Below are 23416 nucleotides of genomic sequence, written 5' to 3' on the forward strand. Positions count from 1 at the left end.
CGCTCGGGTTCTCGCCGCGGAGGCGTCCGCACTGCGACCGTCGGGCCGCACCCTGCTGGGTGCGGCCCGACGGCTGTGTCACAGGCTGCGCAGCACGCTGACGACCCGGCCCAGGATGGTGGACTCGTCACCCGGGATGGGGGAGTAGGCGGCGTTGTGGGGCATGAGCCAGACGTGCCCGTCGATCCGCTTGAACGTCTTGACCGTGGCCTCGCCGTCGATCATCGCGGCGACGATCTCGCCGTTCTCCGCGACCGGCTGGCGCCGCACCACGACCCAGTCGCCGTCGCAGATCGCCGCGTCGACCATGGAGTCGCCGCTCACCTTGAGCAGGAAGAGGTCGCCGTCGCCGACCAGCTGACGGGGGAGCGGGAAGACGTCCTCCACCGCCTGCTCGGCGAGGATGGGCCCACCTGCCGCGATCCGCCCCACGACCGGGACGTAGGAGGGGGCGGGCAGGCGCTCGCCGTCCCCCTGGTCGGGGAAGCTCGCCCGGCGGCCGTCCGGCGCCGTCCACGTGCCCACGCCGCGCGAGTCGTCCGCGTGCACGACCTCGATGGCGCGAGGACGGTTCGGGTCCCGGCGCAGGTATCCCTTGCGCTCGAGCGCCATGAGCTGGTGCTTGACGCTCGACGGGCTGGTGAGGCCGACGGCCTCCCCGATCTCGCGCATGCTCGGCGGGTAGCCGCGGGACTCGACCGACGTCCGGATGGTGTCCAGCACGAGCCGCTGCCGCGCCGTGAGCCCGTCGGGGCCGGGTGCGCCGTCGGGCAGCGTGTGGATGGTCGCCAGGTCCTTCTCGGGCTGGGACGTGTCCCCTGAGTCCGTCACTGCGCTCCTCCTCGTCCGGCGGCCGCCTCGCAGCACGCTCAGCCTTCTCCGCCTGGTCCAGCCCGGGTCCGCGGAACCGTGACCTGCGCCGACGGTGGCTGCCCGGCGGCAGTGTCAGTGGCTCGTGGTCCGCTTGTGCTGCATCGCCAGCCTAGGGATGTCGGAGCCGAAGATCAAACATCTGTTCGATCGTGTCTCTCGACAGTGTCGGTGGATGCTGGTAGACATCGTACAGACGTTCGACGAACAGGCGTTCGACGATCAGCGGTACCCCGGTCAGCCGGGCCGAGCAGGAGCGAGAGACGTGATGAGCGCGATGGTGATGGGACCGGCGATGTCGACCGTGGCACCCCAGCGGGTGGCTGAGCGCGTGGCGTACCGCATACCCAACCGTGTGCCCAACCGCATGCCCGACCGCATGTCCAACCGCATGTCCCGCGGTACCGCCCGACCCACGACCCCTCACGGGGCAGAGCGCGTGGCGGACTCCGCCGTGGGTGCGCCCTCCGCGGCCGTGTCCGCTGCGCACCTGCGCCTCACCACGCGCGGCCGGGTCGTCCTGTGGCTGCTCGCGGCCACGGTCGTGGCGCTCGTCACGCTGCTCGGGAGCCAGGCGTCCGCGGACGGGCCGGTCACCGCGCAGGAGGTCCAGCGCCACGTGGTGCAGCCGGGCGAGACGCTGTGGCAGATCGCCGAGTCGGTGGCCACGCCGTCGCAGGACGTGCGGGACGTCGTGGTCGCACTGGTCGACCTCAACGAGCTGCCCGACGCGGGGCTCATGGCCGGCCAGGTCATCGTCGTCCCGGCACGCTGACGCTGAGCACGGCGACACGGCGACACGGCGCGCGGCACACGCGCGCGGGACACGGCGGTCGGCGACACAGCACGCGGCGACACAGCACGCGGCGACACAGTGGTCGGCGACACAGCGGTCGGCGACACAGCGCGGTACCGGGTCGAGCCGGTGCCGTAGGAGGGACGGGGGGTCCCCCGCGAAGGCGGCCATCAGGTGATGGCCGCCTTCGTGCATCCCCGGCGCGACGCGCCTTGCGACGGCGGGACGCGTGGCCTAGCGTCACGGAGGCGTTCACGGCGCGATCGTCGTCGTCGGCAGTCGTCCGGCCGTCACGCGCCAGCTCGAAGGGGATCACGGTGCACTGTCCGTTCTGCCGCCATCCGGACTCGCGGGTCGTCGACTCGCGCACCTCGGACGACGGGTCGACCATCCGACGACGGCGGCAGTGCCCGCAGTGCAACCGCCGCTTCACCACCGTCGAGACCGCCAGCCTCTCGGTGGTGAAGCGCTCCGGAGCCACCGAGCCGTTCAGCCGCGAGAAGATCGCCGGCGGCGTGCGCAAGGCGTGCCAGGGACGTCCGGTGAGCGAGGACGACCTGGCGCTGCTGGCCCAGAAGGTCGAGGAGACCCTGCGCGGTGCGGGCTCGGCGGAGATCGACGCGTACGAGATCGGCCTGGCCATCCTCGGCCCGCTGCGTGAGCTCGACGAGGTCGCCTACCTCCGGTTCGCGAGCGTCTACCAGGCGTTCGACTCGCTGGAGGACTTCGAGGCGGCGATCACCGTGCTGCGCGCGGAGCACGAGTCCTCGCCGGTGGGCGAGGGGGGTGTGCCCGAGGAGGGCGGGCCGGTCGAGCGGGGCGGGCCAGTCGAGCAGGGCGGGCCGGTCGAGCCGGCCGACGACGGCGTCCGGTCCAGCTGAGCGCCGCGCCGTGGGCGGGGCGCGCCCGACCCGGCGGGAGCAACTAGGTTCGTCGCGTGCTTCCTACGGATATCGAGCTCCTCCACGTCCCTGGTCCGCCCGCCGCGCTGCCGGACGGCACGCGCGCCGTCGTGTCGGTCGTGCGGCCGGACCTGGCCGACGACGAGTACGTCGGGCACCTGTGGTCCGTCGACCTCGAGGGTGACGACGCCCCGCGTCCCCTGACGCGGGGTCACCGTGACACCGCCCCGGACGTCAGCCCGGACGGTCGGTGGGTGGTGTTCCTGCGTGCCGAGCACGAGGGAAAGCCGCAGGTGCACGTCGTCGAGGCGGCCGGCGGCGAGCCGATCCGGCTCACCGACGCACCCCTGGGCGCCTCCGAGCCCCGGTTCTCGCCGGACGGCACGCGGATCGTGTACCTCGCGCGGGTGCCGGAGGAGGGCCGCTACTCGGCCGACGGTTCGCCCGGCGCGGAAGAGCCGCGGCACATCACCGAGCTGCGGTACCGGGCCGACGGGATCGGGTTCGTGCGGGACCGCCCGCAGCACGCGTTCGTCGTCGACGTCCCGGTGGACGGGGAGCGCCCGGCCGCGCTCCCGGAGCCGGTCGCCCTGACCGCCGGTGACATCGGTGTCGCGGGGGTGCGGTGGCTGCCGTCGGGGGAGGCGCTCGTGGGGGTCAGCGCCCGGCACGCCTCGCGGGAGTCGGACCTGCGCAGCGACGCGGTGCTCATCGACGCGTCCCCGGCCGGCGACCCGGCACCGCCCGTACCGCTCACCGACGCCGACCAGGGCAGCCGGCTGGGTGTCGACGCCGTGCTTCCGTCGTCGGACGGCAGCACTTTGTGGCTGCTGGCCAGCGACCTGGGTCCGACCGGTCGCGACTTCGTGGCCGCGCAGGTGGGGCTCTACCGCCTCCCGTTGGGTGCCGCCGGTGGGGCGCCCGAGCGCCTGACCGATCCCGAGAGCGACCAGCTGGCGGGCGCCCTGGCGGAGCTGGACGGCGACCCCCTGGTAATCGTCGAGCGGCGGGGTGCGGCGCACCTGGTGCGGGTCGCGGCCGACGGGACGGCCACCACGCTGGTGGGTGGGACGTCCGTCGTCACCGGCGTCGCGGTCGCATCGCGGACCGGGCGCGTCGTGGTGACCGCGGCGTCGCCGTCGTCGTCCGGCGAGGTGCTCTCCGTCGACGCGGCGAGCGGCAGGGTCCAGACGCGCACGGACCTGTCCGCCCCGCTGCGGGAGACCGGTCGAGTCCGGGAGCCGGTCGAGCTGGTGGCGACCGCACCGGACGGCTACGAGGTGCACGGCTGGGTGGTGACGCCCGACGAGCAGCGCTACGGCTCCGGGCCGCACCCGACGATCCTCCTGATCCACGGCGGACCCTTCGCCCAGTACACGCACGCCCTGTTCGACGAGGTGCAGGTGCTGGTCGAGGCGGGGTACGGGGTCGTCCTCGGCAACCCTCGCGGGTCCTCCGGCTACGGACGGGAGCACGGGCTGGCGATCCGCGGCGCGTTCGGCACGGTGGACACCGAGGACGTGCTCGCGCTGCTCGGCTCCGCGCTCGAGGACCCCGCGCTGGACGGCGAGCGGGTGGGCGTGATGGGTGGCTCGTACGGCGGCTACCTCACCGCGTGGCTGACCACGCGCACCGACCGGTTCGCGGCGGCGATCGTCGAGCGTGGCTTCCTGGACCCGATCAGCTTCGTGGGGTCCAGCGACATCGGCTGGTTCTTCGGCCTCGAGTACCTCGGGGACGCGAACGACGAGCACGGTGCCGTGGCCCTTGCCGCCCAGTCGCCGATGGCGCACGTGGGCGACGTCCGCACACCGACCCTGGTCATCCACTCCGAGCAGGACTGGCGGTGCCCGGTCGAGCAGGGGCAGCGCTGGTTCGTCGAGCTCAAGCGTCGGGGCGTGGAGACGGAGCTCCTCCTGTTCCCGGGCGAGGGGCACGAGCTCACCCGCTCGGGGCGTCCGCGACACCGCAAGGTCCGGTTCGACCACGTGCTGCGGTGGTGGTCGACGCACCTGCCGATCGAGGGCTGAGCCTCAGCGGTCGCTCGAGCGCGAGCCCCACAGGTTGATGCCGACGTCGACGGCGTGCGGCTCGATGGCAGCCAGCTCCTGCTCCGAGAGCGGGGGCTGACTGACCGCCGCGAGGTTCTCGTCGAGCTGCTCGACGGTCCGCGCCCCGACCAGGACCGACGTGATGCGTGCGTCCCGCAGCACCCAGGCGAGCGCGAGCTGCGGGAGCGTGCGCCCGCCCTGCCGAGCGATCGCGTCGAGGGCGCGCACGTGGCCGAGCGCCTCGTCGGTGAGCCACTCGGGCCGCAGGGGTCCGCCCCGCCCCGCCCGCGAGTCGGCGGGCACGCCGTGCAGGTAGCGCGTGCTGAGCATGCCCTGGGCCAGCGGGGAGAAGGCCACGACCGCCAGCCCCGCATCGTGAGCGACATCGAGCAGCGACCGGCCGTCGGTTCCCGGCTGCTCCACCCAGCGGTTGAGCAGCGAGTAGGCCGGCTGGTGCACCGTCAGGGGCAGCCCCAGCTCGCGGGCGACGTGCAGCGCCTCGACGGTACGGTCTGCCGAGTAGGACGAGATGCCCGCGTACCGCGCCTTGCCGGACCGGACGGCCCGTTCGAGCGCACCGAGGGTCTCCGCCAGGGGCGTGCTGGGGTCGAACCGGTGGCTGTAGAAGACGTCGACGGCGTCGAGACCGAGCCGGCGCAGCGACTCGTCGAGCGACGCGCGCAGGTACTTCGCCGAACCGTGCTCGCCGTACGGGCCGGGCCATGCGCGGTAGCCGGCCTTCGTGGTGATGAGCAGCTCGTCGCGGCGTCCCCGCAGGTCGCGGGCCAGCAGCCGGCCGACGGACTCCTCGGCGGCGAACGGCGGCGGTCCGTAGTTGTTGGCGAGGTCGAGGTGGACGACGCCCCGGTCCACGGCGTGCAGGACGAGCCGACGCTGCTGGTCGAACGCCGTCGCGGCGCCGAAGTTCTGCCACAGGCCCAGGGACACGACCGGCCACGACAGACCACCGGCACGCCGGTGGGGCAGATCGAGGGCTGCGGGCACGCGAGAGACGCTACCCGCGTGAGAAGAGTTGGCGTCGCGGGCCCGAGTCGGTCAGGCTGAGCGGGTCGCGGGCGCAGACGTCCGTCGACACACAGCATCGAAGGAGACCCCCATGGCCCAGGACGACGACAAGGCGACCACGGAGGCGGCGGTGAGCGAGGACACGAAGGCGAAGTTCCGCGAGGCGCTCGAGCGGAAGAAGACCAACCAGCACCGCACGTCCGACGGCTCGACCAACACCGGGCAGGTGCACGGTTCGGAGACCGCCGGTCCGTCCCAGCGACGGTTCCAGCGCAAGTCCGGCTCCGCCTGAGCCGAACGGCTCCGCCTGAGCCGAACGACCGAGGGGCCCGACCACGTGTGGTCGGGCCCCTCCGTCGTTGGTCGGGTCAGGACAGCAGACGCAGCCGGACCGACTCCGGGCGGGCGGACAGCGCGTCGATGACCGCGGAGTCGACGGGCGCACCGGCGTCGGTGACCACGTAGCCGATGTCCCCGCGGGTGGCGAGCAGCTGGCCCTCGATGTTGACCCCGTGCTCGGCGAGCGTGGCGTTGACCGCCGCGAGCACCCCGGGCACGTTGCGGTGCAGGTAGGCGAGGCGGTGCACGCCGGGCTGCGGGTCGAGCGCGAGGTTGGGCAGGTTGACGCTCAGGGTCGTCGACCCCGAGGCCAGGTAGTCGCGCACCTTGTGCGAGACGAACTGGCCGATGGCCTCCTGCGCCTCCTCGGTGGATCCGCCGGTGTGCGGCGTGAGGATGACGTTGGGCAGACCGCGCAGCTCCGACTCGAACGGGTCGCCGTTGCGCTTGGGCTCGACGGGGAAGACGTCGACGGCGGCACCGGCCACGTGACCCGCCACGATCGCGTCCCGCAGCGACGCATAGTCCACGACGAACCCGCGCGAGAGGTTGAGGAACACCGAGCCGGGCCGCATCCGCGCGAACTGCTTGGCACCGAACAGGCCGGCGTTGCCGCTGCGGCCGTCCACGTGCAGGGTGACGATGTCCGCCGTCTCCAGGAGCTCGTCGAGGGTGTCCATCCGCCGGGCGTTGCCCAGCGCCAGCTTCTCCGCGGTGTCGTAGAACACCACCGACATGCCGAGGTTCTCGGCGAGCACCGACAGCTGCGTGCCGATGTTGCCGTAGCCGATGATCCCCAGCGTGCGGCCGCGGATCTCGTGGGCGCCCGTGGCCGACTTGTTCCAGATGCCGTCGTGCATCGCCCGGTCGAGCTCGGTCTGCCGGCGGGTCAGCGAGATGATGTCCGCGATCGCGATCTCCACCACGGACCGGGTGTTGGAGAACGGCGCGTTGAACACCGCGACGCCGCGCGCGGCCGCCTCGGCGAGGTCGATCTGGTTGGTGCCGATGCAGTAGGCGCCGATGGTCACGAGGGAGGGCGCCTGCGCGAGCACCTCGGCGGTGACCTGCGTCTTGGAGCGGATGCCCAGCAGGTGCACACCGTCGAGCGCCTCGACCAGCTCGGCCTCGTCGAGCGCCCCGGAGCGGGTCGTCACGTCGAAGCCGGCCGACTCGAGGATCGAGCGAGCCTGGGGGTGGAGGTTCTCGAGCAGCAGGGCCTTCAGCACGCCCCTATGGTGCGCCTCGCGGCCGGTGACGCCCACACCGGTCCGGCCCTCGGACACCCGTGAGACGGCAGTCAGGAGCCCGTGAGCCAGCCGCGGGGGAGCGGGCGGTCGTGCAGGACGTGCAGCGCACGGGTGGGGCGGGTCATGGCCACGTACAGGTCGCCGGGGCTCGCCTCGAGGATCTCGGCGGGCTCCACCAGCACCACGACGTCGAACTCGAGGCCCTTGGCCTCGCGCGGGGTCAGCACCACGAGCGGGGCGTCGAGGTCGGCGGCGCTCGACCCGGATCCCAGTGCGGGCCGCAGGCCGGCCTCCCGCAGGGCGTCACCGACGGCCCGGAGTCGCGCGTCCACGGTGATCACGGCGATCCGCCCGGCGCCGGAGGAGTCGGTCACCTCGGCGACGAGCTTCTCGGTGCGCTCGGTGACGGCCGCCGGGAAGTCGGTGGACCGCTCCACGACCAGCGAGTCCTCGACGTCGCGAGCCGAGGTCAGCGGGCTCACGGGCAGGTTCGCCTCGACGGCCACCCGCCGGGCGGTGTCGGCGATCTCGGCGGGGGTCCGGTAGTTCACCGTCAGCTCGTTCAGCCGCCACGACGAGCGCAGCACGGGGTCCAGCTGGGCCGCCCAGCTGCGGGCACCGGCGGACGACGTGGTCTGCGCCACGTCACCGACGATCGTCAGCGACCGCGTCGGCACGCGGCGCAGGAGGGACCGCCACGCCATGGCGGACAGCTCCTGTGCCTCGTCCACCACCACGTGACCGTAGGTCCACGAGCGGTCGGCGGCGGCGCGCTCGGCCGTCGTGAGGGTCGGGCCGGTGGCCGCGAAGCGGTCGGCGAGCATCTCCGCCGACACCATCCCGCCGCCACCTGTCGACTCCAGGACCTGCCGCGCGTAGGCGAGCTCGCTCACGCGGCGCTCGGCGGCAGCGCGCGCCTCCGCCCTCGCGGCCTGGTCGTCCTCGCCCAGGAGCTCCGCGGCCTCGTCGAGGATCGGGACGTCCGCCGGCGTCCAGGGTGCGTCGGCTGCGCGCACGAGCATCGCCCGCTCCTCGGCGGTCAGCTGCGGAGCGGCGGAGGCCAGGCGGTGCGGCTTGGACCACAGGTCCGAGACGAGCTTCTGCGGTGTGATCGGCATCCACGCCAGGTTGAGCGCGATCCGGATCTCCCGCGTGGTGCGCAGCTCCTCGATGATCTCGCCGCGCTCGTCGGACGGCACCTCCTGGCCGAGCTGCTGAACGTACTGCTCGGCGAGCCGGTTGAGCATGTCCCGGACGAACGTGATGCGCGCCTGGTTGTGCGGCTTGTGGTTGCGCCGGGCGCGCGCCATGGCCGACGCGACGTCGTTGGGCCGCACGACGATGTCGTGACCGTCGACCCGCACGTGGACGGGCTGGGCGGGGACGCGCTCGCGGTCGCGCACGGCCCGGGCGATGACGCTGCCCCACAGCGCGCGTCCCTTGAGCTCGGCCAGCGCCTCGTCCTCGCTCGCGGTCGCCTGGATCCCCGGGTACAGCTCGGCGACGGTCGTCGTGACCACGCCGGTCTCGCCCAACGACGGGAGCACCTGGTCGATGTAGCGCAGGAACGTCCGGCTCGGTCCGACGAGCAGGACGCCCGAGCGCTCGAGCAGCCGCCGGTGGGCGTAGAGCAGGTAGGCGGCGCGGTGCAGTGCGACCGCGGTCTTGCCCGTGCCGGGACCGCCCTGGACCACGAGCGCGCCGCCCAGCTCGGAGCGGATGATCGCGTCCTGCTCGCTCTGGATCGTCGCGACGATGTCGCCCATCCGGCCGGTGCGCCCCGCGGCGAGGCCGGCCAGGAGCGCACCCTCGCCGGACAGCCCGCTGAGCCGCCCGTCGGAGTCGCTGGCGAGCCGGTCGAGGTCGAGCACCTCGTCCTCGACGCTGGTGACCGTGCGACCGCGGGTGACGACGTGCCGACGGCGCACGACGCCGTCGGGGTGCGCCGCGGTGGCCCGGTAGAACGCCTGGGCGGCCGGCGCGCGCCAGTCGGTGAGGAGCTGCGTCTGCTCGGCGTCGGTCAGGCCGAGCCGGCCGATGTAGCGCCGGCTGTCGTCGTCGAGGTCGAGCCGCCCGAAGACCAGGCGCTCCTCGACGGCCTCGAGCTGGGCGATGCGGTCTTCGTACAATGTGGCGAAGGCGTCCCGCTCGCTGCGGTTCTGGGGAGATCCGGACGGACCCTCGCGGCGGACATCGGCCAGACGGGCCCGGGTCTGAGCGCGCAGGTCGTCGAGCCGGCCGTACAGCCGGTCGACGACGCGCTGCTCGTCGGCCAGCTCGTTGTCCATGCCTGCCACCTGGGCGATCTCCGTTCCGCCGGTCGTCCCGGCCGTGCGTGCGTGCCGCCCCTGCCCGAGTCGATCACCACGACGCTCGGAGCGACCGTCCATTATCCGGCCTCGCGGGCTCGCTCGCACACGGCTGACCGGTCGGGAGCGCAGGTCGGAGGGTGAGATGGTGCGCAGCACCAGGTCGCGCCCCCTACGCTTCGGGTGACCTGTCGAGAAACCGGCCGGTGAACTATCGGGAGGAGACCCCCGTTGAGCGAAGTGCGGGCCGAGCGCGAGACGCGCCGCGGTAGTGCGGCCACGCCCGTTCCGATCCGGCTGCTGCTCGTCGAGGACGACGAGGGCGACGCCGTCCTCGTCCGGGAGCACCTGGCAGACGCAGGGCTGGACGTCGACCTCTCGTGGGTCCGTAGTCTCGACGAGGCGATCGACCACCTGAACGTCGACCTGGTCCTCCTGGACCTCGGCCTGCCGGACGCGATGGGCATCGGCGCCCTCGAGCGGCTGCTGGCGGCCGGCGCTCCCGCGGTCGTGGTTCTCACCGGCCTGTCCGGCACCGACATCGGCCTCCAGGCCGTCGCGGCCGGCGCGCAGGACTACCTCGTCAAGGGTGAGGTCGACGGCGAGCTGCTCGGGCGCTCGGTGCGCTACGCCATCCAGCGCCGCCGCCTCGAGGACACCGACCGCGCGCTCTACCGGAGCCTCGTGCGCGCCGAGGAGGTCAACCGGCTCGAGCGGGCGCTGCTGCCCACACCGTCGGTGGTCGACCAGCGGCTCGAGGTACGGGTGGGGTACCGCGCGGGGCGGGACGGCGTGCTCGGCGGTGACTTCTACGACGTGGTGGAACGTCCCGACGGCTCCGTCCTCGCGCTGGTGGGCGACGTCTGCGGGCACGGTCCCGACGAGGCGGCGCTGGGTGCCACGCTGCGGACGGCCTGGCGGACCCTCGTGCTCGCCGAGGTGCCCACGGTCGACATCTTCGGGCTGCTCGAGCGCGTCCTCATCTCCGAACGCGCCCGCCCCGAGATCTTCACGACCGTCTGCATGCTCGACGTGACGGCGGACCGCAGCGCGGTGGACCTCTACCTCGCGGGGCATCCCGTGCCGCTGCTGCTCGGCGAGCCCTCGGCGCTCCTGCCCACGCACGGGCGCGGTCGGGCGCTCGGTATCCCCGTCTCCGGCGGTTGGGCTCCGGTCCGGCTCGAGCTCGGTCCCTCCTGGCGGATCCTGCTGTACACCGACGGCGTCCTGGAGGCCACGGTCACGGGAAGCTCCGACCGGGTCGGCAAGACCGGCCTGCTCCGGATCGTCGATGCCGCTGTCGTGGCGCAGGGCGATCTCGTCGACCGCGTCCTGCACGACGTGCGGCAGCTGCACGGGGGCGACCTCGTCGACGACGCGGCCGTCGTGGTCCTCGGGTGGCGTGGGTGAGCGGTGACCAGACGCCGCGGCGGCGTCGCTGGACGCTGCGCCGACGACTGCGGACCGCGATCATCGCGGCCGGTCTCGCCCTCGCCGTCGTCATCCTGGCGACGGTGCTCGTGCTGGGGCGGCTCCTCGACCTTCAGGACGCCGTCACCGAGAAGTACTTCACGGCGATCACGCAGGCGGACGGCGCGTTCATCCAGCTGATCGACGCCGAGACGGCGGTGCGCGGGTACGCGCTCACGGGTGACCCCGTGACGCTCGAGCCCTACGACCGGTCCGTCGCGGACGACCTCTCGTTCCGCGTGCTCGCGGACCGTGAGGCGCGCGGCGACGACGCCGGGCTCACCGCCGCGGCGCGGGCGGCCGCGGACGCGAGCGGACACTGGTACGACGAGTTCGCCACCCCGGTGATGGACGAGGTCCGCGCGGGAGGGGTCGGAGCGGTCTCCACGCAGGAGATCGAGCAGGGCAGAGTGCTGTTCGACGAGGCGCGCGCCGCGGCGCAGGAGTACATCGACCTCTTGCGGGAGCGCCGCAGCCAGGCCGTGGACGAGCTGGCGACGTGGACGCTCGTGGCGGCCGGCATGGTCGTGCTCCTGGTGCTGGCCGCCGTCGCGGTCGGTGTGGTGATGTGGATCACGCTCCGGCGCTGGATCCTCAAGCCGCTCGACTCCCTGGCAGCGGACGCGCGGGCGGTCTCGTCGGGTGACCTGCAGCACCCGGTCGGGCGCGTCGGCCCCGGCGAGATCTCCGCGCTCGCGGTCGACGTCGAGCGGATGCGCGTCGCGCTCGTCGACCAGGTCCGGTCCATGGAGTCGTCGCGCGCCGAGCTCGAGAGCGCACACGCGCTGCTCACCGAGCAGGCGGAGGAGCTGCGCCGGTCCAACCGCGACCTCGAGCAGTTCGCCTATGTCGCGTCGCACGACCTGCAGGAGCCGCTGCGCAAGATCGCGAGCTTCACGCAGCTCCTGCAGAAGCGCTACGGCGGTCAGATGGACGAGCGCGCCGACCAGTACATCGCGTTCGCGGTGGACGGTGCCAAGCGCATGCAGCGGCTGATCCAGGACCTGCTGGGCTTCTCCCGCGTGGGACGGTTGGGCGGCGAGGTGTCCGACGTCGACCTCGGGGTGGTGCTGGGCGACGCGCTGGAGAACCTCAGCGAGTCGCTCGAGGAGTCCGGCGCCGTGGTGACGCACGACGAGCTGCCGGTGGTCCGCGGCGAGGAGCCGATGCTCGTCCAGCTCTTCCAGAACCTCATCGGCAACGCCGTGAAGTTCCGTGAACCGTCCCGGCCGGTCACCGTCCACATCGGAGCCACCCGCGTGGGGGAGGCGTGGGAGCTCGAGTGTCGCGACAACGGCATCGGGATCGACCCGCAGTACGCGGAACGCGTGTTCGTCATCTTCCAGCGGCTGCACGCCAAGGACGTCTACGAGGGCACCGGCATCGGTCTCTCGTTGTGCAAGAAGATCGTCGAGTTCCACGGTGGCCGCATCTGGATCGAGCCGCACGACGGCGACGGCACCCGCATCCACTGGACGCTGCCGGCAGCGGAACCAGCGGAACCAGTGGATCCAGCGGAACCAGTGGATCCAGCCGAACCCGTGGAACCCGTCGAATCAACAGCCGAAGCAGTCGAACCGGTGGCGCCCGCTGAACCGGTCGACCGCGCCGACCACGCCACCCCCGAGTCCTGAACGGAGATCCAGCATGCCCAACACCACCAAGATCATCGACGTCCTCCTCGTCGAGGACGATCCCGGCGACGTGCTCATGACCCGCGAGGCGTTCGAGGACAACAAGGTCCGCAACCGGCTGTCGGTCGTGTCCGACGGGGTCAGCGCGCTGGAGTTCCTCCGCAAGGAGGGCGAGCACGCCGACGCGCCGACGCCCGACCTGATCCTGCTCGACCTCAACCTGCCGCGCATGGACGGCCGTGAGGTCCTGCAGGCGCTCAAGGCGGACGCGGCTCTGCGGTCCATCCCGGTGGTCGTGCTGACCACCTCGGAGGCCGAGGACGACGTGGTGCGCAGCTACGCCCTGCACGCGAACGCCTACGTCACCAAGCCCGTGGACTTCGACCGGTTCATCGAGGTCGTGCGCCAGATCGACGAGTTCTTCGTCGAGGTGGTCCGGCTTCCGGGTCGCTGACCGGGAAGAACTGGTAGCGGGTGGGCGTTCTCCTGGTACACCCGGACGGAAGTGAGCGAACCACCATGCTGAACCCGAGCGAGATCTACGACGTCGACCCGGAGGTCGCCGCGCAGGTCGAGGCGCGGACCGTGAACGGCGCGGGACCCGTGCTCGTGCACGCCGTGCGGGGGTTCGTGGACGCGGGCAACGCCGGTCAGCTGGCCGCGGAGCACCTCGTCGACGAGCTGCCCACGACGCGCCTGGCCACCTTCGACGTCGACCAGCTGCTGGACTACCGGTCGCGGCGGCCCGTCATGACGTTCGACCAGACCACGTGGTCGTCCTACGACGACCCGGAGCTGGTCGTCGACCTGGTCCAGGACGGCGCGGGAGTGCCCTTCCTGCTGCTGCACGGCGTCGAGCCCGACGTCCAGTGGGAGCGGTACGTCGCCGCCGTCCGGCAGATCGTGGAGCGCTTCGACGTGCCCCTGACCGTCGGCGTGCACGGCATCCCGATGGGCATCCCGCACACGCGCACCCTGTCGGTCACCGCCCACGCGACCCGGCCCGAGCTCGTCGCCGACCACACCTCGTGGTTCGGCACCGTGCAGGTGCCGGCCAGCGCGAGCGCCCTGCTCGAGCTGCGGCTCGGTCAGTCGGGGCACGACGCCGTGGGCTTCGCGGTGCACGTCCCGCACTACCTCGCGCAGTCGGCGTTCCCCCAGGCGAGCCAGACGGCACTGACCAACGTGGAGCGGGCCACCGGCCTGGACCTCCGGGTCGAGTCGCTGACCGCGGCGGCGGACGAGGCCATGCAGGAGATCGAGCGGCAGGTGGCCGGCTCCGAGGAGGTCGCCGCGGTGGTGCACGCCCTCGAGGAGCAGTACGACTCGTTCACCCGCAACATCGGCAGGACGAGCCTCCTCGCCGGGTCGACGGACCTGCCCACCGCGGACGAGCTCGGGGCCGAGTTCGAGCGGTTCCTTGCCCAGCAGGGCGACGAGAGCAGCCCTGGCTGAGGCGGCACCTTTACCAGATCGTTGTCAAACCCTGTGAGCCGGGCGGGCGAAACCATGGCGCTGCGCGTGGGGGCGATGGAAGGATGCACACGTTGCAGTGACGTACTCGCTTGACCGGCGTCGTCATCCGGGTCTCGGTCCGGGGGTCGGTTCCGACCAGTGGTCCTTGGCTGGGCCACCCGGTGCAGGACGTGAGGCATTGCGGCACGGCGCAGGCAGAAGGCCCGCGCCGTCACCGGTGGGACAGAAGGAAAACGAACATGGCACAGGGTGCTGTCAAGTGGTTCAACGCTGAGAAGGGCTTCGGGTTCATCGCCCAGGACGGCGGCGGTGCCGACGTCTTCGTCCACTACTCCGCGATCGACTCCTCGGGCTACCGCAGCCTCGACGAGGGCCAGCGCGTCGAGTTCGAGATCACGCAGGGCGCCAAGGGGCCGCAGGCCGAGAGCGTCCGCCCGATCTGATCTGACGTTCGCCCGACGGACCGCACCCGTTCAGGGTGCGGTCCGTCGTCATGTCACGGCATCGGGGGCGTCCCGGAGCGCCGAGGCATCCCCGACGAAGGCGGTGACCTCGGCACCGTGCAGCATCCGCGCGGGGGCGGGCAGGCTGCGGATGGCGCGGGCGAGCGCCGCCGAGCACAGGAGGTCGGGGTCGTCCGTCGCCGCGAGGACGACGTTGCCGTAGCCCCGGCCCCGCAGCAGGCCGGGCTCGGCCACCACGGCGAGGTCGGCGAACGCCGTGCGCAGCGTCGCACCCTCCGCGCGGGCGCCGGCCAACGGCGGCCGGTCCGCGCAGTTGGCCAGGTACAGCCCGCCCGGACGCAGCACCCGGGCCACCTCGGCCACCATCTCCCGCGTGCGGACGTGGTCGGGCGTCCTGTCGCCGGCGAAGACGTCCCGCACGACGACGTCCGCCGAGGCGTCCGGGAGCGTCGAGAGCTGCGCGCGGGCATCCCCCGCCCGGATGCGCAGGGCGGGGGACCGCGGGAGGTCGAACCAGCCCCGCACCAGCTCGGGCAGGACGGTGTCGAGCTCGACCGCGAGCTGCCTCGACCCGGGCCGCGACGCGTCCAGCGCCCGGGCGAGCGCGCACCCCGCGGCGCCCAGGTGCACGACGTCGAGGGGTCCGCCGGGCGGCTCGACCCGTTCGATCACCGCAGCCATCTGCTGCATGTACTCGAAGACCAGCCGGGTGGGATCGGCAAGGTCGAGATACGAGCTCGGCACGCCGTTGACGAGGACGGTCACGCCGTCCGGGTCGTCGGGGTCCCGCGTCAGCTCGACGGTGCCCGTCGGTATGGGCAGCGGGCCGGTCGGCCACAGCGCCCGCCCCGCGGGTCGTGTGGGTGCTCGGTGCGAGGCTGGACTGCGTCGGGCGGAACGGTCGCGGGCAGCCATGGCCCCACGCTACGGCGCGGAGGACGGGGTTGACGGCATCGAACAGGTGTTCGATACTGACGGAGTACGCCGTCGGAGGGCACGACAGCCGCACACAGAGGACCGGCACGAGCCGGACCTCGAAGACGCACACGGAAGGGATTGGCGCGATGCGAGAGCAGCTCGAACGGACCCACAGCAGCCCGGCCGCGGCGCCGGTTCCCGCCCGGGTGCTCGAGCTGCTCGGTCGTGCCGATGCCGAGCTGCTCGCCGCACAGTTCTCCTCCGAGCCCTGGGAGCAGCTGTCGCACGCGCACCTGGCCGCGCTCCGGGCCGGCGCCGCGGTCGTGGCCGCCCGGGGGACCCCGTCCGGGCGGCGCGCACCGCGCACGGTCTGGAGCATGCTCGGCGTCGTCGCTCCGGAGCTCGGCTCCTGGTCCACCTACTTCGCGGAGGCCGCGTCGTTGCGCGCCGCTGTGGATGCGGGCCGGTTCGAGCTCGTCGGGCCGCAGCGGGCGGAGGAGGCCCTGTGCGCTGCGGAGGACTTCGTCGACGCGGCGCGCGAGCTCGTGACGGCCGAGGGCGGCGGACTCACCGGCAGGACGCTGAGCATGCGCGTGCAGCGCGTGTCATGAGCGCCGGGGGCGCCCACGGCGCGTCCCGAGGGCCCTGGCAGGGGCGCTGCCACGCGCCTCGCCGCGCGTCCTGCAGCGCACGCCGCGAGGGGCACCTCCGCGGGCCCTTCCGGGGGCCTGGCCACCCGGCGCAGCCATGAGCCGCGCCCCCCGGTCGGTGGCCGCGGCGCGGGACTGGGGCCACGAGGAGGTCGGCTGCTCGATCCTCCACGTGGACATGGACGCGTTCTTCGCCTCGGTGGAGCTCGCACGCCGCCCGCACCTGCGGGGGCTCCCGGTGATCGTCGGCGGCACGACCCGCGCCGTGGTGCTGGCCGCGACGTACGAGGCCCGGGCGTTCGGCGTGCACTCGGCGATGCCCATGGCGGCGGCCCTGCGGCGGTGCCCGCAGGCGGTCGTCGTGCCGCCGGACCACGACGCGTACCGCGAGGTCTCCACGGGCGTCATGCGGCTGCTCAACGACGTCACGGTGCTGGTCGAGCAGGTGAGCGTCGACGAGGCGTTCCTCGACGTCGGGGGCGCGCGGCGCCGGCTGGGTCCGCCCACGGTGATCGCCCAGGCGATCCGCCGGCAGGTGCGGGACCAGTTCGGCATCACCTGCTCGGTCGGCATCGGCTCCACCAAGCTCGTCGCCAAGCTCGCGTCCGGTCACGCCAAGCCCGACGGCGTCCTGCTGGTCCCGCGAGCGGCGACGCTGGACTTCCTGCGGGTCCTTCCCGTGGGTGCGCTCGGCGGCGTGGGGGAGAAGACCGAGGCCGCCCTCGCACGCTGGGGGATCAGGACGGTGGCGGAGCTCGCCGACAGCGAGCCGGCCACGGTCCAGCGCGCCGTCGGCAGGGTGACGGGCGCCCATCTGGTCGATCTCGCCTGGGGGCGCGACCCGCGGCCGGTCGTGCCCGGGCGGGAGGAGAAGTCCGTGGGCGCCGAGGAGACGTTCCCGGCGGACGTGGCCGACCTCGCGGTGGTGCAGGACAAGGCCCGCGAGCTGGCGGACCGGTGCGCGGTGCGCCTGCGGTCCCAGGGGCTGGTCGGCCGGACCATCGGCATCAAGATCCGCACCGCGGACTTCCGGACGCTGACCCGGTCCCGGACGCTGGTGACCCCCACGGACGTCGGCCGTGAGGTCTTCCTGACGGCCCGTGAGCTGCTGGCGGGCGTCGATCTGGGCGGTCTGCCGGTGCGGCTCGTCGGGGTTCGCGCCGAGGGACTCTCGCCCGCCGCGGTGACGATCCGGCAACCCACCCTCGTGGAGGCGTCGGACGATCAGGTCCAGGCGCGTGGTGATGCCGAGCGGGCCATGGACCGCGTGCGCGAGAGGTTCGGTCGGCGGTCGATCGAGGCCGGTCTTTCTCAGTCTGGTGGGGTATCGTCCGGCTCGACTATCACCATCCTTCCGACGGATCTATCCTGACCGGAAGGCACGTCCACATCGCTGACAACGGGGGTCAGAATGCCTCTCTCCGAGTACGAGCAGCGCGTGCTCGAGCAGATGGAACGGCAGTTGACGTCTGACGACCCTCGGCTCGCAAACACGCTGACCCAGCGCGGGCACCGCCCGCTCGGCCGCTACGTCATAGCGGGAGTCGGTGCGGCCGTCGGTCTGCTCCTCCTCGTGCTCGGAGCCGCGAACAGTCTTCCGTGGCTCGGCGTCATCGGCTTCCTCGTCATGTTCGGTGCCGTTGCCTTCGCCTTCGCAGCTCCCCACCGCGCCGGGCCTCAGGGCGTCGTGCAGGGGGACGGCAAGGTCAAGCCCGCAGCGCCGCGGGGTCGTCGCAAGCCCGGTCTCATGTCCCGTCTCGAGGAGCGCTGGGAGCGACGCCGCGGCGAGAGCGGTCGCTGAGCCTGGAGCGGTCGTCGAGCAGCGTCTCGACCCCCCGCATCATCTCGGCGACCCAGCCGGCCAGGACGGCCGGCTCCACGTCCGGCTGCACCCTCGCGTAACGCTCCCGCTCTACCGTGTTCGCCAACCGCTCGAGCGCCTCGGCCGGGGGGCCGCTCAGGGGTGCTCCCGCGGTCGTCCGCAGCTGCTCGTGCACCGACGCGACGACGGTGCGGGGGGAGTCCGCGTCGGTCCATGAGACGCCCTTGGCCCCGAGCCGGCGGCGCGCACGCTGCCAGGCCCGCTCGGGCGTGAGGTCGGAGCGCAGCCGGGTCCGGCGCCGGACCAGCGCCAGCGCGAGGCCGGCCACCCCCAGCACGAGAGCGACCGTGATCGCCACCGGCATCCACGCCTGGGCGTCGTCAGCCGCACCGCCCGGCGAGGACTGGGCCCCGGGGGCCGCCGACGCCGTGCTGCCCTGACCCGGCAGCGGGACGATGTCGTCGGGCTGTCCGGCCGGGGCGGACACGCCGACGAACGGGTCGCTCCAGCGCGGCGGCGCGCCGGTCTGCACCGCGGGCGTCGGCTCGAACCGGACCCAGCCGTGCCCCTCGAAGTAGAGCTCCGGCCAGGCGTGCGCCTTCTGCCCCGAGACCACGTAGCCCCCGTTGCGGTCGGAGTCGCCGGGCAGGAAGCCGACGCCGACGCGAGCAGGGATGTCCAGCGTGCGAGCCATCATCGCCATGGACGTCGCGAACTGGACGCAGTACCCGCGCTGCGACTGCACGAAGTCCCAGACGGCGTCGTCGGACTGCGAGGGGGCCACGCGCGTGTCGTAGGTGAAGTTCGTCGTCGCCCGGAAGTACGTCTGCAGCGCCATCGCCTGCTCGTACGGCGTGCTGGCGTCCGCGGTGATCTCCCGGGCGAGCGCGGAGACGTCATCGGTGTGCGCGGTCTGCGGCACCTCGAGCGAGGCGCCGTCGTCGTCGGGCTCGCCCACGTCGGCGCCGGCCAGGTCCTCCTTGGTCAGGGAGGGGATCTGGACCCGCATGCCGTAGGTCATGCCGTCGAACGTGCCGCGGCGACCGATCACCTCGTCGCGTGCCGGGTCGTACTCCCACTGCCCGGGCACGTCCAGGGTGCGGGGGAAGGTGCTCACGGGCAGGCGACGTTCCCGCATGTTGCCGACCTCGAGCTGGACGGTCGCCAGGGTGCCGCGCTCGGCGTCGGGGACCGTTCCCCGGATCTCCGGGTCGGACGACAGCAGCGTGGTGGGGTCCCAGGAGGTCAGGTCGAGGGAGTCGGACCGGTCCCACACGCTGCCGTCGAACGTGGTGAGCGTGAAGGCGCGCAGCGGACCCACGTCGTTGGCGGTGACGTTGCCGTCACCCGCGGCGCTCTCCGACGGCGAGGGCGTCGGGGCGTCGGCCTGGGGTGCGGCCTCGGGAGCGGTCTCCGGCGTGACGGTGTACCGCAGGACCACCTGACCGGACCGCGTGCCCAGGCTCTCGCGCAGGTCGAGGTCGTCGCTGAGGGACATCGGGCCGACGGGTCCGCTGCCGAAGCTCGGCATGCTCATGGTCGCCCAGCCCGGGAACGCCGCCACGGCCGGACCCGCCAGCAGGGTCGCGATGATCAGCGACACCGAGGCGAGCACCGCCACCGAGGCGCGGCGCCCGCGGTCGCTGTGGGCGGTCGGTGGGGCGGCGCTCAGCGCGAGGAGCAGCAGGTAGAACAGGGCGGTCCAGCCGATGGCCCACCCGCTCGCGGGGAAGCCGAGCACCACCGCGGGCGCCCACATGCACGCGAACGCGAGGCCGGACAGCGCGGGCGCCCCGATGCCCAGGGCGACCAGGTCGGCGAGCAGGAAGACGGCGAGGGCACCCGTGACGACGAGGAGCTCGGCGGGACGGGCACCCGCCATCGGCACCAGGGAAGCGTTGATGAGGGCCACACCCTCGCGCGCCGTCGCCAGCGTCCGGTCGAGGGAGCCGAGGTCGGGCAGGACCTGGAGGCGCCCGGGTGGCGCCCCGTACCGCACCAGCAGGACGACGACGGCGACCGCCGTGCCGGCGAGCGTCGGCGCCCACGCGGACCGTGTGACGGCGCGGACCCCGGCCACCACCGCGGCGACGACCAGCACGATGACGCAGGTCGCGGGCAGCCAGCTGCCCCGCACGATGAGGCCGGTGAGGGCGAACAGGCTCGCGCACGTCGCCGCGGCCACCAGGGCCGTGCCGAGGGCCGAGCGCGGCCCGCGCGGGATGCGCTGCACGCGGCCGGTCACTGCGCCGACCCCAGCAGACGTAGCCAGCAGCTCACGATCGGCTCCCCGGCGGTGACCCGGCACGCGCGCCACCCGGCCCGGCGCAGTGCCTTGATGGTGTGCTCGGCCTGCGCCTCCTGGGCGGGGGTGTCGGCCCGGACCGCCGCCCACGCGAGCGCGTTGTCGGCGACGTGGGCGAGGGCTGCCCGTGCCGGGGCGCCGAGCGGGCCGAGGACGGCGAGCACGATCTCACCGCCCGCGTCGGTGGAGTGCAGCAGGTGTGCCGCGGAGACCAGCTCGGCCTCACCCTGCGCGGCGGTGCGGGGCGCCTCGAGGTCGATGGTCCGGTCGAGGACCGCGCTGCGGGCGCCGGGGCCCGAGCGGTCGTGCACGTACCCCAGGGGGTACGGGCGCGCGCCGTCGGGGGAGCCGCTCACGAACCGGACGGGGTGGCCCCCGTCGAGCATGGCGAGCGACATGGACGCGGCCAGCGAGATGGACCACTCCAGGCTCGCCGCGCGCGCGGGCAGGTCGAGCAGCATCGAGACCGGGCGCATGCCGGCGCGCTCGTCGGAGCGGACCATGAGCGCACCCCGGCGAGCGCTGCTGGTCCAGTGCACCCGCCGCAGGTCGTCGCCCTCGCGGTAGTCACGCAGGGAGGCGTCGTCGGTCGACGGCGTCCGGGCGCCGATGGCGACCCGGTCGGGCTCGCCGACGAGCACGTCGCTCGGCGACGGCAGCGGGACGACGGCCGGCCAGACCGACACCTCGGCCTGCTCGCCGAGCGTCGCCGAGGTCCGCACGACGCCGAACGGGTCGCTGCGGGTGACGACGAGCGGGCCGAGGGGCCACCGGCCGCGTCGCGCCGCCTGCACCGTGTAGGTCACGGTGACCTGGCGCGGGGCGCGTGCCACCCGTGCGCGCAGCGGACGTCCCCCCGAGAGCTCGGTGGCCGCCTGCTCGGCGAACTTCAGGCCGGCGAGGCGGACGCGTGCTGCCGGGTCCGTGGCGGCGATGACGACCTCGATCTGCGCCTCCTCACCGGCGTGCACCGGGTTCGGGGTGGTGCGCCGCTGGACGCTCAGCCGGTGCTTCCCGCGTCCCGGGTCCAGCAGGCCGACGGCCACGGCGGCGCCGACCACGAGCAGCAGGGCGAGCGTGCCGATGCGGACCAGGTCGACGGCACCGAGCACGACACCGATCTGCAGCGCGACGACGCCCGCGGCCGCCAGCGCCCAGCCGCGCGGGGTCGGGCGGAGTCGCATCAGCCGATCGCGCGGCGGGCGCGCACGGTGCCGGCCGCCGACGGGAGAGGGACACGGTCGAGGATGTCGGCGACGATGTCGGAGGTGTTCCGCCCGGACAGCCGCGACTCCGTGCTCGGCAGCAGGCGGTGCGCCAGGACCGGGACGCCGAGCTGCTGCACGTCGTCGGGCAGGACGTGGTCCCGCCCGTCCATGGCGGCCAGCGCCTTGGCGGCTCGCAGCAGCTGGATCGCCGCGCGTGGAGAGGCGCCGAGCCGCAGGCCCTGGTCCTCGCGGGTCGCGGTCACCAGGTCGACGACGTACCGCTTGATGCCCGGTGCCGCGAAGAGCCGGCGTGCCGTCTCGATGAGCGCCTTGACCTGCGCCGCGTCCGTGACCGGCCGCAGGGTGTCGAGGGGGTCGGAGGTCTCCTGCAGGTCGAGCATGTCGAGCTCGGACTCGATGCTGGGGTAGCCGACGGTCAGGCGGGCCATGAACCGGTCGCGCTGCGCCTCGGGCAGCGGGTAGGTGCCCTCCATCTCGACCGGGTTCTGCGTGGCGACGACCAGGAAGGGCCGGGGGAGCGGGTACGTGCGCCCGTCGACCGTCGCCTGGGCCTCCTGCATGCACTCCAGCAGCGCGGACTGCGTCTTGGGCGAGGCGCGGTTGATCTCGTCGCCGATGACGACGTGCGCGAAGACGGGACCCGGGCGGAACTCGAACTCGTGGGTCTGCGACCGGAAGATGTTGACCCCGGTGAGGTCGGAGGGCAGCAGGTCCGGCGTGAACTGGATGCGGCCGACGGTGCAGTCGATCGTCCGCGCGAGGGCCTTGGCCAGCGTGGTCTTGCCGACACCGGGCACGTCCTCGATCAGCAGGTGGCCCTCCGCCAGGAGCACGGCGACGGTGACGCGCACCAGCTCGGGGCGTCCCGTCACGACGCCCTCGATCGCTGCGCGCATCCGGCGGGTGGTCTCGACGACGTCGTCGAGCTCGGTCGAGGACGGGACAGCCTGCAGCATGACGCCTCCTTTGGCGGATCTGGCTCTGAGCCTAAACGGCAGGCGCCCGGAGTTCACGGCTGTCCGTACCCCCACTTCGCTCCACCTGGGCCGCCGGTCCGGCGGCGCAGGCCTCGGTCGCCGGGGGATTCGTCCGATCCCTCCGTAATCGCGCCGACCCGGGGCCCGCCGACACGCCTGGGGTGCGTCCCCGGTTGGTCACACCCTCCACTTCGCCCCACCGCGGTGACCTGCGGTTCTATCCCTTCGATCGGGTGAATAGTGGCCCTCTCCGGTTGCTGGTGGAGGGAAGTGGAGTACCGTGGAGGCACGTGGTGAGGCGGGGAATGTCGCACCCAAGGGACCGGAGGGGGCGAGGTGACGCATGAGTCGTCCGCCGGCGTCTTCGGCTCCTTCACGCCCTTCCTCGGGACGTACACGCCGCGCCTGGACGAGAAGGGCCGGCTCATCCTCCCGGCCAAGTTCCGCGGTCAGCTCGCCCCGGGGCTGGTCATGACCCGGGGCCAGGAGCGGTGCCTCTTCCTGCTGCCCATGCAGGAGTTCCAGCGCATGCACGACCAGCTCCGACAGGCGCCCGTCACCAGCCGCCAGGCCCGTGACTACCTACGCGTGTTCCTCTCCGGAGCCAGTGACGAGCTGCCGGACAAGCAGGGACGCATCTCCATCCCGCCGATGCTGCGCAAGTACGCGGGGCTCGAGCGCGACGTCGCCGTCATCGGCACCGGCACCCGGGTCGAGATCTGGGACCTCACCGCGTGGGAGACGTACCTGGCCGAGCAGGAGGCCGGGTACGCCGACACCGCGGAGGAGGTCTTCCCGAACGGCCCCTTCTAGACCCAGGCCTCGATGGCCGCCCGGTGAGACCTCCTCCCGAATCTCTGACGCACTTCCCCGGCGTCAGAGGATCGGTGGGGGATCTGGTCGGACGGCGGAGGGGCCGTCCGACCAC

General features: G+C 73.1%; 21 protein-coding genes. 13 read left to right on the forward strand and 8 right to left on the reverse strand.

Translation table 11 applies throughout. The annotated features are described in order from the left end of the window. Window positions 1-78: 78 nt before the first annotated feature. Window positions 79-831, reverse strand: a complete 753-nt coding sequence (gene lexA, locus KG102_RS06955) for a transcriptional repressor LexA (protein ID WP_208213837.1) — start codon at window positions 829-831, stop codon at window positions 79-81. 307 nt (window positions 832-1138) lie between these two features. Between lexA and KG102_RS06960 the strand changes: the two genes are divergently transcribed. From KG102_RS06960 to KG102_RS06970, 3 genes are all read left to right on the forward strand, one after another. After that, on the forward strand, window positions 1139-1645 hold the full coding sequence (locus KG102_RS06960; RefSeq protein ID WP_243884274.1) for a LysM peptidoglycan-binding domain-containing protein: 507 nt from the start codon (window positions 1139-1141) through the stop codon (window positions 1643-1645). Window positions 1646-1983: 338 nt separating this feature from the next. Next, window positions 1984-2547 carry a transcriptional regulator NrdR gene (gene nrdR, locus KG102_RS06965; protein ID WP_249667505.1) on the forward strand — a complete coding sequence of 188 codons (564 nt, stop codon included), beginning with the start codon at window positions 1984-1986 and terminating at the stop codon, window positions 2545-2547. Window positions 2548-2603: 56 nt separating this feature from the next. Then, window positions 2604-4598 (forward strand): S9 family peptidase, encoded by a 1995-nt coding sequence (locus KG102_RS06970; protein ID WP_208289146.1) that lies wholly within the window; start codon window positions 2604-2606, stop codon window positions 4596-4598. 3 nt (window positions 4599-4601) lie between these two features. Here the strand turns inward: KG102_RS06970 and KG102_RS06975 are convergent, their stop codons facing one another. After that, complete coding sequence (locus KG102_RS06975) at window positions 4602-5624, reverse strand: aldo/keto reductase (RefSeq protein WP_208289145.1); 1023 nt, start codon at window positions 5622-5624, stop codon at window positions 4602-4604. 112 nt (window positions 5625-5736) lie between these two features. Here KG102_RS06975 and KG102_RS06980 point away from each other — a divergent pair, with 112 nt between their 5' ends. Continuing rightward, window positions 5737-5937 carry a DUF5302 domain-containing protein gene (locus tag KG102_RS06980; RefSeq protein ID WP_208213834.1) on the forward strand — a complete coding sequence of 67 codons (201 nt, stop codon included), beginning with the start codon at window positions 5737-5739 and terminating at the stop codon, window positions 5935-5937. A gap of 76 nt (window positions 5938-6013) precedes the next feature. On the opposite strand, the gene serA is transcribed toward KG102_RS06980, so the two are convergent. Both serA and KG102_RS06990 read right to left on the reverse strand, forming a co-directional pair. After that, a complete protein-coding gene (serA, locus tag KG102_RS06985; protein ID WP_208213833.1) occupies window positions 6014-7213 on the reverse strand; it encodes a phosphoglycerate dehydrogenase in 1200 nt (399 codons plus the stop codon). A gap of 71 nt (window positions 7214-7284) precedes the next feature. Next, entirely contained in the window at window positions 7285-9522 is a 2238-nt protein-coding gene (locus KG102_RS06990) for a HelD family protein (protein ID WP_243884273.1), read from the reverse strand. A 261-nt stretch (window positions 9523-9783) separates the two neighbouring features. Between KG102_RS06990 and KG102_RS06995 the strand changes: the two genes are divergently transcribed. From KG102_RS06995 to KG102_RS07015, 5 genes are all read left to right on the forward strand, one after another. After that, a complete protein-coding gene (locus KG102_RS06995) occupies window positions 9784-10953 on the forward strand; it encodes a PP2C family protein-serine/threonine phosphatase (protein WP_307802485.1) in 1170 nt (389 codons plus the stop codon). Continuing rightward, window positions 10950-12647, forward strand: a complete 1698-nt coding sequence (locus KG102_RS07000; protein ID WP_249667506.1) for a sensor histidine kinase — start codon at window positions 10950-10952, stop codon at window positions 12645-12647. Before KG102_RS06995 ends, KG102_RS07000 begins: the two co-directional genes overlap by 4 nt. A gap of 13 nt (window positions 12648-12660) precedes the next feature. Next, window positions 12661-13101, forward strand: a complete 441-nt coding sequence (locus tag KG102_RS07005) for a response regulator (protein ID WP_208213829.1) — start codon at window positions 12661-12663, stop codon at window positions 13099-13101. Between the two features lie 65 nt (window positions 13102-13166). Next, window positions 13167-14102, forward strand: a complete 936-nt coding sequence (locus KG102_RS07010; RefSeq protein ID WP_208289142.1) for a PAC2 family protein — start codon at window positions 13167-13169, stop codon at window positions 14100-14102. Between the two features lie 260 nt (window positions 14103-14362). Beyond that, window positions 14363-14566 carry a cold-shock protein gene (locus KG102_RS07015; RefSeq protein ID WP_055921997.1) on the forward strand — a complete coding sequence of 68 codons (204 nt, stop codon included), beginning with the start codon at window positions 14363-14365 and terminating at the stop codon, window positions 14564-14566. A 48-nt stretch (window positions 14567-14614) separates the two neighbouring features. Here KG102_RS07015 and KG102_RS07020 read toward each other — a convergent pair whose 3' ends face one another. Further along, window positions 14615-15502: a spermidine synthase gene (locus KG102_RS07020; protein ID WP_208289141.1), complete on the reverse strand. Its 888-nt coding sequence runs from the start codon at window positions 15500-15502 to the stop codon at window positions 14615-14617. 149 nt (window positions 15503-15651) lie between these two features. Here KG102_RS07020 and KG102_RS07025 point away from each other — a divergent pair, with 149 nt between their 5' ends. From KG102_RS07025 to KG102_RS07035, 3 genes are all read left to right on the forward strand, one after another. Then, a complete protein-coding gene (locus tag KG102_RS07025) occupies window positions 15652-16116 on the forward strand; it encodes an SAV_6107 family HEPN domain-containing protein (RefSeq protein WP_208213826.1) in 465 nt (154 codons plus the stop codon). Between the two features lie 136 nt (window positions 16117-16252). Continuing rightward, window positions 16253-17527, forward strand: a complete 1275-nt coding sequence (gene dinB / locus KG102_RS07030) for a DNA polymerase IV (RefSeq protein ID WP_208289140.1) — start codon at window positions 16253-16255, stop codon at window positions 17525-17527. 39 nt (window positions 17528-17566) lie between these two features. Next, window positions 17567-17956, forward strand: coding sequence for a DUF3040 domain-containing protein (locus tag KG102_RS07035; RefSeq protein ID WP_208213824.1), 390 nt, complete (start codon window positions 17567-17569; stop codon window positions 17954-17956). Here the strand turns inward: KG102_RS07035 and KG102_RS07040 are convergent. Genes KG102_RS07040 through KG102_RS07050 form a run of 3 tightly spaced genes read right to left on the reverse strand, consistent with a single transcriptional unit; the run spans window position 17901 to window position 22467 of the window. Beyond that, window positions 17901-20222, reverse strand: a complete 2322-nt coding sequence (locus KG102_RS07040; protein WP_208289139.1) for a transglutaminase family protein — start codon at window positions 20220-20222, stop codon at window positions 17901-17903. The genes KG102_RS07035 and KG102_RS07040 overlap by 56 nt on opposite strands. Next, window positions 20219-21466: a DUF58 domain-containing protein gene (locus KG102_RS07045; protein ID WP_208289138.1), complete on the reverse strand. Its 1248-nt coding sequence runs from the start codon at window positions 21464-21466 to the stop codon at window positions 20219-20221. The genes KG102_RS07040 and KG102_RS07045 overlap by 4 nt, the downstream gene beginning before the upstream one ends. Then, complete coding sequence (locus KG102_RS07050) at window positions 21466-22467, reverse strand: AAA family ATPase (RefSeq protein WP_208289137.1); 1002 nt, start codon at window positions 22465-22467, stop codon at window positions 21466-21468. The genes KG102_RS07045 and KG102_RS07050 overlap by 1 nt, the downstream gene beginning before the upstream one ends. Window positions 22468-22824: 357 nt before the next feature. On the opposite strand from KG102_RS07050, the gene mraZ reads away from it, so the two are divergent. Continuing rightward, on the forward strand, window positions 22825-23301 hold the full coding sequence (gene mraZ / locus KG102_RS07055; RefSeq protein WP_208213820.1) for a division/cell wall cluster transcriptional repressor MraZ: 477 nt from the start codon (window positions 22825-22827) through the stop codon (window positions 23299-23301). Window positions 23302-23416 lie beyond the last annotated feature (115 nt).

Origin of the sequence: Cellulomonas fengjieae (assembly GCF_018388465.1) — a bacterium.
GTDB classification, from domain to species: Bacteria; Actinomycetota; Actinomycetes; order Actinomycetales; family Cellulomonadaceae; genus Cellulomonas; species Cellulomonas fengjieae.

Bases quoted from the DNA above. Each gene is read 5' to 3' on its own strand.
- KG102_RS06960 (WP_243884274.1), top strand. From the start codon at position 1,139: ATGAGCGCGATGGTGATGGGACCGGCGATGTCGACCGTGGCACCCCAG.
- KG102_RS06980 (WP_208213834.1), top strand. From the start codon at position 5,737: ATGGCCCAGGACGACGACAAGGCGACCACGGAGGCGGCGGTGAGCGAG.
- KG102_RS06990 (WP_243884273.1), bottom strand. From the start codon at position 9,522: ATGGACAACGAGCTGGCCGACGAGCAGCGCGTCGTCGACCGGCTGTAC.
- KG102_RS07005 (WP_208213829.1), top strand. From the start codon at position 12,661: ATGCCCAACACCACCAAGATCATCGACGTCCTCCTCGTCGAGGACGAT.
- KG102_RS07010 (WP_208289142.1), top strand. From the start codon at position 13,167: ATGCTGAACCCGAGCGAGATCTACGACGTCGACCCGGAGGTCGCCGCG.
- KG102_RS07015 (WP_055921997.1), top strand. From the start codon at position 14,363: ATGGCACAGGGTGCTGTCAAGTGGTTCAACGCTGAGAAGGGCTTCGGG.
- KG102_RS07020 (WP_208289141.1), bottom strand. From the start codon at position 15,502: ATGGCTGCCCGCGACCGTTCCGCCCGACGCAGTCCAGCCTCGCACCGA.
- KG102_RS07025 (WP_208213826.1), top strand. From the start codon at position 15,652: ATGCGAGAGCAGCTCGAACGGACCCACAGCAGCCCGGCCGCGGCGCCG.
- dinB (WP_208289140.1), top strand. From the start codon at position 16,253: ATGAGCCGCGCCCCCCGGTCGGTGGCCGCGGCGCGGGACTGGGGCCAC.
- KG102_RS07035 (WP_208213824.1), top strand. From the start codon at position 17,567: ATGCCTCTCTCCGAGTACGAGCAGCGCGTGCTCGAGCAGATGGAACGG.
- KG102_RS07045 (WP_208289138.1), bottom strand. From the start codon at position 21,466: ATGCGACTCCGCCCGACCCCGCGCGGCTGGGCGCTGGCGGCCGCGGGC.
- KG102_RS07050 (WP_208289137.1), bottom strand. From the start codon at position 22,467: ATGCTGCAGGCTGTCCCGTCCTCGACCGAGCTCGACGACGTCGTCGAG.